Annotated in this window: 11 protein-coding genes; 1 reads left to right on the top strand and 10 read right to left on the bottom strand. The window is 41.4% G+C overall.

What is annotated here, in order from left to right; translation table 11 throughout:
• Positions 1-13: 13 nt before the first annotated feature.
• From NBH16_RS17000 to NBH16_RS17040, 9 genes are all read right to left on the bottom strand, one after another.
• The gene (locus NBH16_RS17000) at positions 14-1,081 is read right to left on the bottom strand and encodes an efflux RND transporter periplasmic adaptor subunit (RefSeq protein WP_022192521.1); all 1,068 of its coding nucleotides are present in this window, start codon (positions 1,079-1,081) and stop codon (positions 14-16) included.
• A gap of 100 nt (positions 1,082-1,181) precedes the next feature.
• Complete coding sequence (locus NBH16_RS17005) at positions 1,182-2,990, bottom strand: O-antigen ligase family protein (protein WP_009275349.1); 1,809 nt, start codon at positions 2,988-2,990, stop codon at positions 1,182-1,184.
• 2 nt (positions 2,991-2,992) lie between these two features.
• On the bottom strand, positions 2,993-4,402 hold the full coding sequence (locus NBH16_RS17010; protein WP_044545980.1) for a transglutaminase domain-containing protein: 1,410 nt from the start codon (positions 4,400-4,402) through the stop codon (positions 2,993-2,995).
• A 6-nt stretch (positions 4,403-4,408) separates the two neighbouring features.
• The gene (gene lepB, locus NBH16_RS17015; RefSeq protein WP_008779164.1) at positions 4,409-5,269 is read right to left on the bottom strand and encodes a signal peptidase I; all 861 of its coding nucleotides are present in this window, start codon (positions 5,267-5,269) and stop codon (positions 4,409-4,411) included.
• A gap of 95 nt (positions 5,270-5,364) precedes the next feature.
• Positions 5,365-6,417: a BF3164 family lipoprotein gene (locus NBH16_RS17020; protein WP_005859567.1), complete on the bottom strand. Its 1,053-nt coding sequence runs from the start codon at positions 6,415-6,417 to the stop codon at positions 5,365-5,367.
• A gap of 188 nt (positions 6,418-6,605) precedes the next feature.
• The gene (locus tag NBH16_RS17025; protein ID WP_005859565.1) at positions 6,606-6,836 is read right to left on the bottom strand and encodes an NVEALA domain-containing protein; all 231 of its coding nucleotides are present in this window, start codon (positions 6,834-6,836) and stop codon (positions 6,606-6,608) included.
• 206 nt (positions 6,837-7,042) lie between these two features.
• Positions 7,043-7,897, bottom strand: coding sequence for a DUF1573 domain-containing protein (locus NBH16_RS17030; protein ID WP_005859563.1), 855 nt, complete (start codon positions 7,895-7,897; stop codon positions 7,043-7,045).
• 12 nt (positions 7,898-7,909) lie between these two features.
• Positions 7,910-8,959: a TolB-like 6-bladed beta-propeller domain-containing protein gene (locus NBH16_RS17035; RefSeq protein ID WP_122114866.1), complete on the bottom strand. Its 1,050-nt coding sequence runs from the start codon at positions 8,957-8,959 to the stop codon at positions 7,910-7,912.
• Between the two features lie 8 nt (positions 8,960-8,967).
• Positions 8,968-9,186, bottom strand: coding sequence for an NVEALA domain-containing protein (locus NBH16_RS17040; protein ID WP_009275352.1), 219 nt, complete (start codon positions 9,184-9,186; stop codon positions 8,968-8,970).
• Between the two features lie 153 nt (positions 9,187-9,339).
• Here NBH16_RS17040 and NBH16_RS17045 point away from each other — a divergent pair, with 153 nt between their 5' ends.
• Entirely contained in the window at positions 9,340-10,380 is a 1,041-nt protein-coding gene (locus NBH16_RS17045; RefSeq protein WP_008779167.1) for a winged helix-turn-helix domain-containing protein, read from the top strand.
• 239 nt (positions 10,381-10,619) lie between these two features.
• On the opposite strand, the gene NBH16_RS17050 is transcribed toward NBH16_RS17045, so the two are convergent.
• Positions 10,620-12,602 carry a discoidin domain-containing protein gene (locus NBH16_RS17050; protein WP_008779168.1) on the bottom strand — a complete coding sequence of 661 codons (1,983 nt, stop codon included), beginning with the start codon at positions 12,600-12,602 and terminating at the stop codon, positions 10,620-10,622.
• Between the last annotated feature and the right edge of the window lie 1,029 nt (positions 12,603-13,631).

Below are 13,631 nucleotides of genomic sequence, written 5' to 3' on the forward strand. Positions count from 1 at the left end.
CAATTCTCAATTCTCAATTTTCAATTACCTTGACCGGTGACTCATGCGCCAGATTAATATTGCCGCTTGTAATCACGACATCCCCTTCTTTCAATCCTTCCAAAAGGGTATAACTATCCGCGTTTTCCAGTCCGGTGCGCACGTAGTTCCAATAAGCGTGCCCATCAACTAAAGTAAATACGACTTGTTTTCCGGAACGTAATACCACAGCCGTTTTAGGTACGACCAATTGCTTCCCAAGCGAGCGTTGTACGCTAACCCGTACATTCATGCCTTCGAATAATTTACCTTTGTCGTTTACCGCCGCTTTCACTTGTACCATCCCGTTCTCATCCACTAGCGGGTTGATCTCGGATATACGTCCTTCAGTCTTTAAGCTGGTGGTGGCGAAAGGGGTAACTTCCACTTTATCTCCGTTTTGGATAAGCGGCAACTCACTTTCCAATACGGTGAAAGAGGCTTCCAGACTATGAGGATCGATAACGGTACAGAATGCGTCCGTCGTAGACACCACGTTCTCTTGTTTAGCGAAAAGGTTTGCGATAATACCGTCGAAAGGCGCGATTAGCGTCGCATTCTGTTCCTCATATTGGGCAAGTTGATATTGGGCGAGCGCCAGATCATATCCACTTTTTACCCGTGCTAGGTTGAGCGTTGCGGGCGGGACTTTCGCTGAGTCTTCCAGCATATATCCTTGACCGATCAATACGTCTTTTAATTCAAGCCTCGCTTTCTCTAGGGCATCTTTGGCTTGCGCTGTTTTGTTCGTGAGCCGGAAAGTAGCGAGTTCCGCTATTTTCTGTCCTTTGTTTACCCGGTCTCCGTTCTTCACGTAGATACGGGCGATGGGTTCCGCCGACTCAAACCGTAAGTCCACCAACTTGCGAGCGGACAGTTTACCATTGCTTATCAACTCATGATTAAATTCCGTTTGCTTCAATGTCATGATCGTGACTTCGTTCGCCTCATCCGGCAATACGGTCTCTACGGAATCCTGTGTGGCATCTGTATCTTTCTTTTCTCCGCCGCATGCGCTTAAACAGAATAAAAGCGTAAAGGTCAACAATTTATAGTATTTCATACTCGTATGATTGATCGGTTTGTACAATTTGTCATTCGCAAATATAAGTATTTATTGTTACGATGTAGTCGTAATTGCTATAAAAATAAGGATATTGTATTCATATTGATGTGTTGTTTAACATACTTCGTGCTTTCTCTTTCATTTCTTTAATAGCGGAACTTTCCACTTTGGGTTTCTTAGTTAATACGGAATCAATCGCCTTTTTCAATTTTGCAGGTTGAAAATAAGATGGTTCCGTATAAAGATTCATTAACAGATAATACGGATAGATACGTTCCGGTAAAATATCAATGGCATGTAACAGGTGCTTTTCCGCTTGTCGGTATTCACCTAAACACTGCTCATTTTTAGCCATTACGTAATAAAGCATGGGATCGGAGCTTAATAAGACAGCTCTTTCCAGATATCCATTCGCTTTCTCGTATCGTCCGGTCTTGCTTAGGCATTGAGCGACCTCGAAAAGGAATTCCGGTTTATGCTTCAATAATGGATACAAAGGTTCATATACCTCCAAGGCCGCTTCGTAAGCTTTATTATTGTAAAACATTTGCGCCTTATTCCATTGTTGATAAGCCTTATAATGATCTTTTTGCATCCAGAACAAACCAATTCCAAGAATAGCGATTCCCATAAAAAATATCTGTTTGCCCCATCTATGGCCATTTGATTCGGCTTGGTTCTCACGGATCTCATCCTTGTCCGGTGTTACGCTCATCACCCCTAGGAATATCAATACTACCCAAAACTCCGGCAATTGCAATGGATAAGAAGAGAAGGCGAATATAGCCATAGACATCAATCCCCCGCAACAAGCATACCTTTTGTTCTTTATTCCTTTATAAAATAGAAGCCCCAGCCAGCCTATAAATAGGGCTAATCCTACTAACCCCTGTTCTAATCCAATCTGCAAGTATTCATTAAATGCGTACTCCGGGCATCCGGCAACCAACTTTTCCTGTTCAGTCGCTTTTCCCGAAGCCATGTATTCCGCTTGTGTTTCAGCGTAAGCGGCAGGGAACCCACCTAGGCTGGTACCTGTAATCGGTTGTTTTTGTATCGCTTTCGTCGTGATCTTCCACATCAGAAACCTTCCGTCTGCCGAATCTTTCTTTAATGTATAGAGTGATGCGCTCCCGCCAAGAAGCAATATGCCGCCTAGGATACCGCCTATGATATACCACCTTTTGTGTTGTCTCAGTCTGGTCGCTGCCTGTTTCCTGTCAAGGCGGTACAGGGCATATACCCAGGCGCAAGAAACGACCACCGCTATCCATGCCGATCGGCTCATTCCCGCAGGAAGTACAACGATCGCTGTGCCTATACATCCCATGGACAGGTAATAGGGCATATTTCGTTTGGACTGTTCCAGCAAGATGCCAAGAGCCACCGGTAATGTGATCGCCAAATATCCGGAATAAGGCCCCGGATTGAAAAAAGAGCCGGTCAGCCGAAACAGGGAATGGTTCGAATAGGCCCATCCCTGTAATTGACGGAAGCCCCAGATGGCTTCTATAAGGCCTGTCGCGATAAAGAACATTGAAAAATATCCTATGAGCACCGGATATTCATGGAACACCTGCCGAAGCAGATACCACAAGACAACCATTTGTCCGATAAACAGGAGCTTTTCCGGCTCCGGGTGTATGGAGTAGGGATAAGAGAGGAGGATAAGCCCCAAGAGGGAAAGGGGGAGGATATCCACGTAAGTCCATGGGCACAGCCCCTTGCTTGGATTCAACCACAAACCTTGTAGGGACACGGCGGATAAGAACAGGGCGATTAGTTGAATCCAAAAGGTTTTCTCTGTCACCAAGTGTGTGGATAGCATTCCCAATCCTGCGAAAGGGGCGCTTAGCAAAAGTGTCCCGAGTAGGGTATATACGCCGAGTTTCAACAGCTCTTTCATGGTTAATATCTTTTTACCGTATCGTTTTCCACCAAAAAGATACGATCTTCCGCAGCCTTTTCCGGTCGCGAGATCATCGCTTTCAACAGGCTCCCTTTAGGTATCTTGCGAATGAGGATGCCACCGGGTATCGTGTCTGTCGGGAAATATCCGTTTTTAAAACACTGCTGTTCCTGTTCCCAATAAGCGAGTGTATACGGCACTTGCTGTTGATACGGGTTGTCCGAGGCGATAAAGATGGAATCGGTTCGGGCCGGATCGGGCTTAATTTTCGTGATGATCCCCGTATTGCTCACATGGAAAGGGGATGTGATGAAGCGTAGTGAGCCATAAGCCTCTTTGTCATATTCGGCGATGATAAACACATCATCGCCTACGATCTTCGGGAAGGTACAGCGGTTGCCGATCCGTTCGCTCATGGCGAAAGGCCTCCAGTTACCATGATTATAGGTACAGAGGTAAATAGGTGCTCTTTTTGATCTCACCGGGAGGTCGCAAGTCGTATGGATATCTGCGACAGGTGGTAGGTATTGCTCCGTGACAGCGGTCAATAACGGATTTTTTAAGAACGTACGGTATTCATCGGTCGACTCGGTCGTTACCGGATGTAAGGGGGCGAATCCGTATCTGTAAACCTTGGCCGGGGTCAAGAACGGCTTGGTTAGGTTGTAGATCAAGGAATCCGGGCCTTCGTACTCCGGAGCGAAAGGTAGGAATCGCCCATCCTCGTTTAAGAATGCGCACCAATAATGTTCCCCGTTCCTACGAGTCCAGATCGTATGTTCTGCTACAGTGGGAATACCGGCCGCACGCATCAGCTGGATACCATACAAGACTACCCCATCACAACGTCCAACCCCTGTCCGGTGGATCTCCTCTGCGGTTGGATAGTGGATGGGTATCTCCGTTTGATAGGTGACTCGGGTTCGTAGTATCTTTTGTAACCTCACGGCCGCATCGTACGTGTTATCAATATGCGAACTATCCAGCAAAGGGAGGTACGTCCGCATCAGCTCCTCACGTAAACCGGAGGGCTGTTCGTATAACCCCCGGTAGGGAAGTATATACCTGCAAAAATTCTCGAAACTTACCGATTTATTCCAGGGCTTGGGCCACGCCTGAAACGCCAGCTCGATATTACGGATTAGATAGTCCGAGGATAGGGTGGTGATGTCTGATACCCTCTCTCGCTTCTCATATCCGAAATGATAGACCATATTGCGTATCAAAAAGCGGGCGGCCTCTCTTTTTAATGAATCCCCTTCATAGTATTTGATGACATATTCCAACTCTTTCCTGTTATCGCCGGCTTGCGACAACGCATATTCCAACATACTTTCTTCTTGGCTTTTTGAGAAACCGCAAGAGTGCAGACAGATCCAAGCGCATACATATAAAATAAGCTTATTCATAATTCTTCAATTGTTTCGAATATTTTTCCAAAAACGTCCCTTTCTGTATTCCCCCGTGTAAGGGTCAACGGATTTCCACACTTTCCAAGCTACCCCTACGATAAATTCCTCCGGTATAAGTCCGAGATAACGGGAATCTCTAGAGTTTTCTGTCTTATCTCCGGCCACGAAGTAATAGTTGCTTTGGAACTGGTATTGTCTTACCTGTTTGTCTCCTATATAAACTTTACTATCTTTCCACGATAGGGAATCTTTTGATTCCCACTCGATCATTTGTTTGTATAGCTTATAATTTGTTTGATTCACGGTAATTCTATCCCCTTTTCGGGGGATATACAAAGGACCGAAATCATGAACATTCCAATTGAATGTAGAATCAAAAGGGAAACAACGGTAGACACCGTCCGGCATCCGATCCGCTTTTTGTCTGGATAAGTTCGCTTGACTTTCCACATTCCCCAAAGGCTCTTTTGTATGGTTGTTTCGGTAGAATCCCTGTTCGATCCGGATGGAGTCTCCCGGTAACCCGAGGCAGCGTTTGATATAATATTGCATGATGTGCATTTCGATCCGCTCCCATGAATAGGGATGCGGGTAGTTGAATACGAGAATATCATTCCGTTTGATTTGCCCGACTCCGGGTACTCTGTATATATCTACCCGCTTCCCTTTCATAGATGCGAAAATATTGAATAACCTAGGTCCGGCTATCCATTTGTTTACTAATACTTGATCTCCGGTTTGGAGTTGAGGCTCCATGGAATCGGAAGGGATTTTGAACGTGCTGAAACAGAAGATGAGGAGGAATGCGTATATGCAACCAATACCAAATACCCCATAAAATATAAGTGTCAGATATCGTAACATCTGATTTATATTTGTTTTGTATATACGTTTTTCTATTCCCATTCTTTTATGTTTATGCCTCATTTCCTAAATCCAAATTCTTTGGATATCAGTCATCAATAGTCGAACACTACGATATGATATTCCGGATCATCACTGATACCATAGATCTTCCGTTTTTGATTGTCTACAGCGATGGAGGAGACTCCTTGGTCTAATGTGTAATGGCATTCAAGGCTACCGTCCCATCCGATTACAAATAATTCTTTGCATAATATATTGTAATTAGGCTCTGTCACCATTTTTCCATTATAAAGAACAAATAAACTATTCCCCACGTTTACAGGACTATAAAAAGCGTCTCTATAAGTTTGCGGGCTCGCTTTACTTCCGATAATGTCTCCATCCCTAAATTCTTTGAAAACAGATGCGAAATGATCCGGTCCCCGTAATTGTTTTTCCAAGGTCCCGTTCACGTTATAGATGCAAATTAAATCAGTGAAGTAGTGAGTGATTGCAACCTTCTCTTTTCGGTTGGTGGTTAGGTCTGCCCGAAACGCATTGATTAATTCGGCAGGAGTATACTCCTGCTCAGTTTTAGGATAAGTACCGAAATCCATCGTTTTCTTACCTGTTTGATCAAAAAGGAATCCAGGACTCGTCTCTTGATAGGATACGCCTAAGAACCCGTTGCCCAAGCTTCGAATATTGCTCCATAGCGGTTTTGTATCTAGGGAGATACGGCTGGCGTATTCCGGTTCTTTTCCACTGGTAAATTCCGGGATAGAGTAAGTGAAAATCGTAGAGGTCATCATATCAAAAATGACTACGGAATCGTTCCGATTGACGAAACATGGTGTCATCATCTCTTTAGGCCCTTGTCCTACAGGAATACATTCTCCTTCCTTATGTGCCGTATTGAGGTTGAAGATGTGGAATTGTTTTTCCGCCCCTTGATTGCAAGTAACTAGGAAGGAGTCGAATAATTGGATTTGTGAAGGTCGTAAAATAAGACTGTCAAATTCAATAGTTTTTCCGGATAGTGATTTTCGGACTTTGAAATCACTTCTCTGGAAGGTTATGTTTTTGTCATCTTGTTTTTGATCATCGGTACAAGCGATGAATACTAATAGGATGAGTGAAAGATGTAAGATAATGTATTTCTTCATGATACTGATTTTTTAAGGAGGGCATGCCAAATTAAGGGATTGAACACATTTTCTTCTTGCTCAAGATACCTAGAGTCTATGAAATACAAATTAAAAAATCAATGAGAAAACATCTGCATTCCATTGATTTACCGACTGTATTCCATTGTGATTTTTTTCGTTTTGGCACACCCTCCTTTGATTAAATTTTAGTTCCAACGTCCCGGTATGTAAGTGGATGTCCCATCGGAATATTTGATAATACATCCTCCCCCAGAGTAACTGCAATATCCGCTTCCACCTTCCCCACTAGCCAATGCCTCCACATTGTCAAGCGCTAAATCAGAGAGTTTAATCTCGTTTTCACTCTGGTTGATGTTCCATGCCGCAGCTACTGCTACGACTGCCATTACGGCTATTCCTAAAATCTTTTTTCTCATGATATTTCTTTTTTATAGTTTATGTTTTTGAGAATTTAATCTCTTGCTTACTATTCTTCTGCAAGATAAGGATATTCTCGAATTCCTCTTTCAATTTAATTTACTACTTTTGTGTCACCTCCTTTCTGCTTCATGAGTAAAAGTGGGGTGGGAGGCTTGCTTGTGATCGTTCCAATATATCCGGCAAGCTCTCCCTTCTCTTTTATTTATTGAGCCATCCCCCGAATGTTTAATTTTATCAGTTGATTCGTATTGCATTTCACGGAAATCGTCTCGTCAAAGACTCCTTTGTCTTTCGGTGTCATGATGACTCTTACTTGAAGGATCTCTCCCGGCTTGGCGGGATGTTTGTCGAAAGATGGGCGGGCACAGCCGCAGGTTGTAGCCGCGTCTAGTATGACTAACGGGTTGTTTCCTGTGTTTGTTAATCGGAAAACAGCTTCTTTGCTTTCTCCCATTTGGATAGTTCCTAGCTGTATGGATGCCTCTTCCACTTTCACGGTGGTCTGTATTTGTGAAGCGGGTTGTTTTCCGGTGATCTCTTTTAGGTATAGCTCCCGGATATTCGGGTTGTGGATAGGATTTCCTATCACTACGACCTTATTGTCCTTATCCAATAGAAAGGTTTGAAATCTCCCGTCGGCCGGGAAATGATTCAGTTCGTTCAGTCTGTCTGATTGATCCATGCAGATAGGTTTGTCGAAATTGTCTTTTTTCAATAGATACCGTATTTCTTTCTTGTCATCGGACTGGAAGAAAAAGAGGAAGGGAACCGTTCCTTGGGTAATGGAGTCGGTGTATTGAATCAGTTCTTTCCATCGGTGCAGTTGGAGTTTGCAACTGGTACATCCTATGGAATCCACGAAAACCAGCACCTTGTGGGGGGATTTTGGCAGGGTGAAGTCTACCGTATCGGTTGCAAACCGTGCAAAGACCATGTCTTTCGGAAATCGTATCTCTTTTCCTTGCCATTCGGATACTAAATGCTTGATCTCGTCTTTTTTCTTGTCTTGGCAAGCTAGAAGGAATAATAATAGTATGATTAGATTTAAGTATTTCATGATATTTTGTCGTTATATTTTAAATGAAAGAATCGGATCGTTGCTGTTTACATCCGTGGCAAGGATCGTCCCCGTATCCTCATCTACGTCGATACCATAAATGGCATGGTCGAGCACGTACTTCCGGACGGGGTTTCCTTTGAGGTCGAATACATAGATGTATCGCCCGCCATCCTCGATATCTTCCCCTCGTTGGTATGCCTGCCCGATATCTTTGAAACTACGGCCATGAAATACGGTATAAATGAAATGGTCTGTGATATGAACATCACTGAATCCCATGATACCCGTTGGAATTCCCTCCGATTGTGAGATTGCGAATTGAGGTTCTCCATTAGGTCCGTATCGTACGGTTTGTGTAGTATCTGTGAAGTTGTATATTTCTAATGCCTCTCCTAGTTGGGTTGCCATGACCAAGATGCCTTTTTGGGGATTATAGTCGAAGAAGCTTCGCCACGCTTGCGCCAATGCAGGGCGTGCGATGTCTTCATAATTATTTTCGGTCGGGATCTGATTAGCGGAGTGAATCCATTTCCCTTCTCGGTCTGTCCACTTTTGTCTATATTCACCGAGGTAGTCAGATACTAAAAAGCCCGATTCCATCGGGTAAAAGTCCAATGCCCTAACCAGCCGCTTGTCCATATCGATCGTTTCTACGGGGATGATGTTGTTCATATTTTGTTCAATCTTCCACCGGGTTGTTCGCATTTTGTTCGCATCGAGCGTCCAGATAGAATCCTTGGAGATAAACCGGAAGCAATCTGCCGATACCATTTCTTCGGGTCCCTCGCCTCGTTTGCCAAACGATGTCATATATTCCCATTCGGGGTAAGAGAAGGCATGGAAGAAATAATCTACGTTGTGCAAGTCCATGATAATAGCGATACCATCCTTGACCGCTACCCGGAAAGGATAGCGGAACAAGGCGGTATCTAGGTGGATAACCTGCGCATTTAATGCCTTTTCATCGGGAAAATCCTCGTAGCGGGGGAAGTGCCGTGAGGATTCCGAACAGGATACCAGACTACCTATTAATAGAACTATGTACACGTAGTAGTTCATGTGTTGTTTTAACGGTTGTATATATATTTGTAATATCCTCCATTACATGATAGAGAGCCAGCCATATAACAATCTTTGGATCCACTTTCACCGGAAGCTAGCGCTTCAATATTAGAGAAAGTAAGATCTGAGAAATTTTGTTTTCCTTCTTTCAAAAGAAAATACGAAGCACACAAGGCGCAAATGAAAATGATAGCGAAAGCTTTCTTGAAAGTAATTTGTTTCATGTCGTTTCTAATTTTTGTTACAAACGTACGGCTTGGTCTTTGGATAGCCAATCTTTTTAGGTGACTTTTAGCTGACAGTTGAAAAATAAGCCTTTTGTCTACCTATAGTCATCTTTCATCTTGCGAGTTGAATGAATTTATTCGTAGAAAGGGATGGAAAACGTATCTTTGCAGTTTCAACGAGGAATAATTATGGAGAAGCAAAATTGGAAATTTTATTGGAAGTGGAGTGTATTTGTTCTGATGACGATGATTTGCTTGTTGTCTTTTTATAAATCATACCAAAATGTAAAGTATGAATTACAAGAAGAGTCTCAAACGTTATTTCAGCGGGCAGTTCAAGATGATACAAATAGGCGGATAAAAGATTTAGGGGATGCTTTTTGTTTTTCCTATTCAGGCGCTAATCGATTGGAACGAGATAGCATTACAATCAAGACTGCCGATGCGATTATACATATGAGGAATAATAAGGAGGTGGCACGGAGGATGTCTTCACAGGAGAAGTCTGATTTTTGTCTCCAACATTGTTTGTCTATGGAGAATCCGATTCAAGTAACCTTGCTGGATAGCGCTTTTCGTGCATCTTTGTATGAACATGCGATTTCGGCTCAGACCGTAACTTGTTATACCTTTATAGACAAGACGGAATGTAGCTCTTCAGATACTTCTTTTTATCAATCTTTCATACCATTAAAAGATATTGTTTTTGGAGCGAATCGGACGATCGTTTTACAAGCGTTTGTTCAATTTCCTTTCCTTTATATAGTAGGTGAAGTGTTTTTGCGAAATATATTTTGGATTCTGGCAATGGTTATTCTCTGGGTTATTGCGATTGTCTTGACATGGAAAAGACCAAGGATAAATATCTTACCGCTACAAGAAGCACCTAAAGAGATGATACAAATAACAGAAGATATCTTGTTCGATGAAACACATGGCGTATTGCATTATCATAGGCATCGTATCGAATTGGCAAATCAACGGCTGAAACTGTTTTGTATTTTATTAGAACATAAAGGATATTTCATTGAGTCTAATCGGCTGAAAGAAGAAATCTGGCCGGATGGAAGTGTGTCCAAAGACGCTCTTACCGCTACGGCTAAAAGGCTTAAAGAGGATTTGTCTCCTATTCCGGATCTGGTGATTGAGAGTGCTCGGGGGCATGGCTATGTGCTGAAGTGTGGTGGGTAGGTTTTACAAGGTGGGTTAGTGTATTTTTTTGAATGTTTATATTCTTCTCGACTTCGTCTTCTAAAAAACACGTACGTGAATTTTTAGAAACACGTACGACTTTTAGTAAAAACACGTACGAGTTTTTCGGAAACTATAATGATGTTTTTTACACGCTGATTATCAGTTATTTATAGATAAAATTAAAATTGCCTACTTGTTGTAATTAATTTAATATGGTTCTCATGGAATAATAAAGATTACCACCAAACTTGTTTGTCATTTTCATATGTGAATATGCGTTCTTCTTCTCCTTTGGTTAAGTCTTTTAACAACAAGAGAGCATTGTCTGGTACATTTGTATAGGTTAGCTTTGATTCAATAGCTCTTTGTTGGCCTAATGACATCCAATGGTTATATTCCCAATAGAATAGCTCATATAGATCACCTGCGTGGATGTTATTATCATCGTTTCTTGGCGTATAAATGATCTTATTGATAGATACCGGTTTGTTGAAGTCCAAGCCTACCCATGGATAATCAACCGTAGAAGGGGCTTCATAGTAAGTTAGGATATCTTTGTCAAATACTTTGGATTTATCCATTGGCATAGTATCGTAACGAACCGAGGCATTTGTTCCAATGATTGTGCCGGTTAATTCTTTTTCCTCCTTGTCTGAGTAGAAAGCGAGTTCGGCTAGATTACAACCCTTGTTTTTTGCTGATACATAGCGCCAATAGCGATATGTTTTTTGAGGTTTTATCTCGAAAGAATCTGCGGACAATAACCAATGAGAAATCGTATGTATTGTATCAGGATCGGAGAAATCCGGATTATTGGAAGCTTCAAAATGTCCTCCGGTGAGAGTTTTTGCATAATCGAAAATATGTTTTGCGAGATAGTATTTCCTAGATAATATAACTTTCTTTCGTTTACTGGTATCTGCATGTAGATATTTTATTCTACCTCGTGAATCAAGTATGAATGGATCTGTAATAGGATGAATACCTTGATTGTCATAATAAAGTGGGAGATAGGCAATATCTTTTCCTATTTCATTGAAGTAACAAACTTTTCCTTTTTGTGTACCGTAACATATAGGTACCCATTTCTGATTGTCGAAAACGGCTAGGTAGGCATGTTTATGGTTTCGTTTTTTTTGTGTTGGAATCATGATATCACAAGTTTTCATGTATTCGGAGGTAACATCTTTCATGAAAATATTCCGGAAGAGGTCGGGCACGACCTCTTCGGTTGTATTCAGCTTTACGAGATCTTGATTAATAGCGTATGTTCGCCTATACACTTTAGCCATCTTCTGGCTAGGTTTATGCAGTATATCCGGATCTGTTTTTGTCTCGCATCCTCCAAACGCTAGATTCTTTCCTGTATTATCTAAAAGTACATTCCAATAATGCCCCATCGAGCGGAAAGGCCATTGTGGTGTGAAATCTAGCATGACGGGAATTCCTATGCTTCTCATCATAGCTAACGCTATTAACGAGAATTGATTACAAGTGCCGAATGATATCATGCTCCTAGTGGAGGTCTTTGCTATGAACGGAATGGAATATACCGAGTTTTCAGGAACTAATTTCTTCTCTAAAAACTGATTGATATGCTTACAAGCCCAAAATGCTGAGTTTTGCATATCGGAAGAATAGCTGAAGTCGTTGAGTTCTGTTAATGTCGTAGAATCTATTTGTTGGTACATGCCAGTCCTCCAATCCTCCAGTACATCCATGGCTCCGATAGAGTAGGGCAATAGGTATTCACAGAAGTCATCAAAATTTAAATGTCGGCTCCAAGGGGCATCTTCCCATAGGTGGAAAGCCTGCTCGATATTTTGAATAAGAAAATCAGCTGTAATTATACGAATGTCTTCTTGTATCGGGAATGAGGTGTTCTCGTGGATTTTAGAGATTCTATCAATGCGATTGGCAAGATAAGGTGTATCATGATAACGCCCCTCTTTTTGTGTTTGAAGTATTATAGAGTCAATTTGTTTATTATATGTGTTGGTGATTTTCCCGCAATAAGAATAATGCCCGGGCATATTCTTAATAAGAAAGCAAGCTGCACGATATTTCAAGGAATCATTTTTGTAATGTTCCAATACCTGTTCTAATTCACGGCGGTTTTCGCCTGCTCTTTCAAGAGCGAATGAGAGTTGTCTGTCTTCTTTGAAATTGTGACAAGAGACTAAACTAGATATAAGTAGCGTGATCCAAAAGAGTTTCATTCGTTTTATTTGTTCTTTTTGCGAAGGACGGTGTTTTAATAGATTGCTCGTTTCATATCGTATTTAATTTTTCACAAACATAAGTTTATTCCTTTTCATGGCCAATTGTTTTAGCTGACTTTTAGCTGACAGACAAAAAATGAGGGTTTGTTGGCATAAAGTTATGTATTTGTATTGCTATCATTTCAACAAGTAGTCCAAGAGGATACAGATCGGCGTATCAAAGAACTTGGGGATGATTTTTGTTTTTCTTATACAGGGGGGGCACTTCAGATATTATCATTAGATAGTACTTTTCGTGCATCTTACCGCTACGGCTAAAAGGCTTAAAGAGGATTTGTCTCCTATTCCGGGTTTGGTGATAGAGAGTGCTCGGGGTAAAGGATATTCGCTAAAGATCGTTTCGGGAGAGTAAATTCTCTATCTCAACGTTCATTTGATGGTTCATTTGTGTGATGAGCTTGCTATCGGCAGTAGTACTGACTTGGCTAAGTAATATATACTGACTTGCCCAACACAGTATATATTACTTAGCTAAGTCTGTATTGGTCTTAGGATTGCCAGTCTAAGGTCACCTATTTATATCGTGAGTTGAATGAATTTGTGCAAACAATGTTAATTATTTTGTCCGGCTTAACCTCGTTCATGAATAAGATAGAACATGGTCAACCTCTTTTATTACTAAGTCGCAAACCGGTCAACCTGCTTTATAAATAAGATGCGAAGTAGTCAATTAAAAACGTTAACATACAGGGTATTGTTGTTTCTCGTAGGGAAAACAATGGTTTCTCCTGTAGGAAACTTTAGTTTCTTCCTAGGGAAACAAAAGTTTTCCAGTTATAAAACAAAAGTTTCATAAGCGGAAAACTTTTGTTTTTGCTTAGAAAAACTGTAAACTATTATACGTTAATGTCTTTTCCTGATTTATCTAGACACTTTTTTTGTTTATAAACGTAATCAGTAGACAGTAGTTATAAAGTAATACTGATATAGTAGTCACTTCTTTTAACTTCATACTGATAACATAGA

Source organism: Parabacteroides sp. Y3-G-102 (genome assembly GCF_023656845.1).
Classification (GTDB): Bacteria; Bacteroidota; Bacteroidia; order Bacteroidales; family Tannerellaceae; genus Parabacteroides; species Parabacteroides distasonis.

Excerpts from the sequence above, each read along its gene's own strand:
- NBH16_RS17045 (WP_008779167.1), top strand. The coding sequence starts at position 9,340 with ATGGAAAACGTATCTTTGCAGTTTCAACGAGGAATAATTATGGAGAAG.
- NBH16_RS17005 (WP_009275349.1), bottom strand. The coding sequence starts at position 2,990 with ATGAAAGAGCTGTTGAAACTCGGCGTATATACCCTACTCGGGACACTT.
- NBH16_RS17025 (WP_005859565.1), bottom strand. The coding sequence starts at position 6,836 with ATGAGAAAAAAGATTTTAGGAATAGCCGTAATGGCAGTCGTAGCAGTA.
- NBH16_RS17035 (WP_122114866.1), bottom strand. The coding sequence starts at position 8,959 with ATGAACTACTACGTGTACATAGTTCTATTAATAGGTAGTCTGGTATCC.
- NBH16_RS17050 (WP_008779168.1), bottom strand. The coding sequence starts at position 12,602 with ATGAAACTCTTTTGGATCACGCTACTTATATCTAGTTTAGTCTCTTGT.
- NBH16_RS17030 (WP_005859563.1), bottom strand. The coding sequence starts at position 7,897 with ATGAAATACTTAAATCTAATCATACTATTATTATTCCTTCTAGCTTGC.
- NBH16_RS17000 (WP_022192521.1), bottom strand. The coding sequence starts at position 1,081 with ATGAAATACTATAAATTGTTGACCTTTACGCTTTTATTCTGTTTAAGC.
- lepB (WP_008779164.1), bottom strand. The coding sequence starts at position 5,269 with ATGTTACGATATCTGACACTTATATTTTATGGGGTATTTGGTATTGGT.
- NBH16_RS17040 (WP_009275352.1), bottom strand. The coding sequence starts at position 9,186 with ATGAAACAAATTACTTTCAAGAAAGCTTTCGCTATCATTTTCATTTGC.
- NBH16_RS17020 (WP_005859567.1), bottom strand. The coding sequence starts at position 6,417 with ATGAAGAAATACATTATCTTACATCTTTCACTCATCCTATTAGTATTC.
- NBH16_RS17010 (WP_044545980.1), bottom strand. The coding sequence starts at position 4,402 with ATGAATAAGCTTATTTTATATGTATGCGCTTGGATCTGTCTGCACTCT.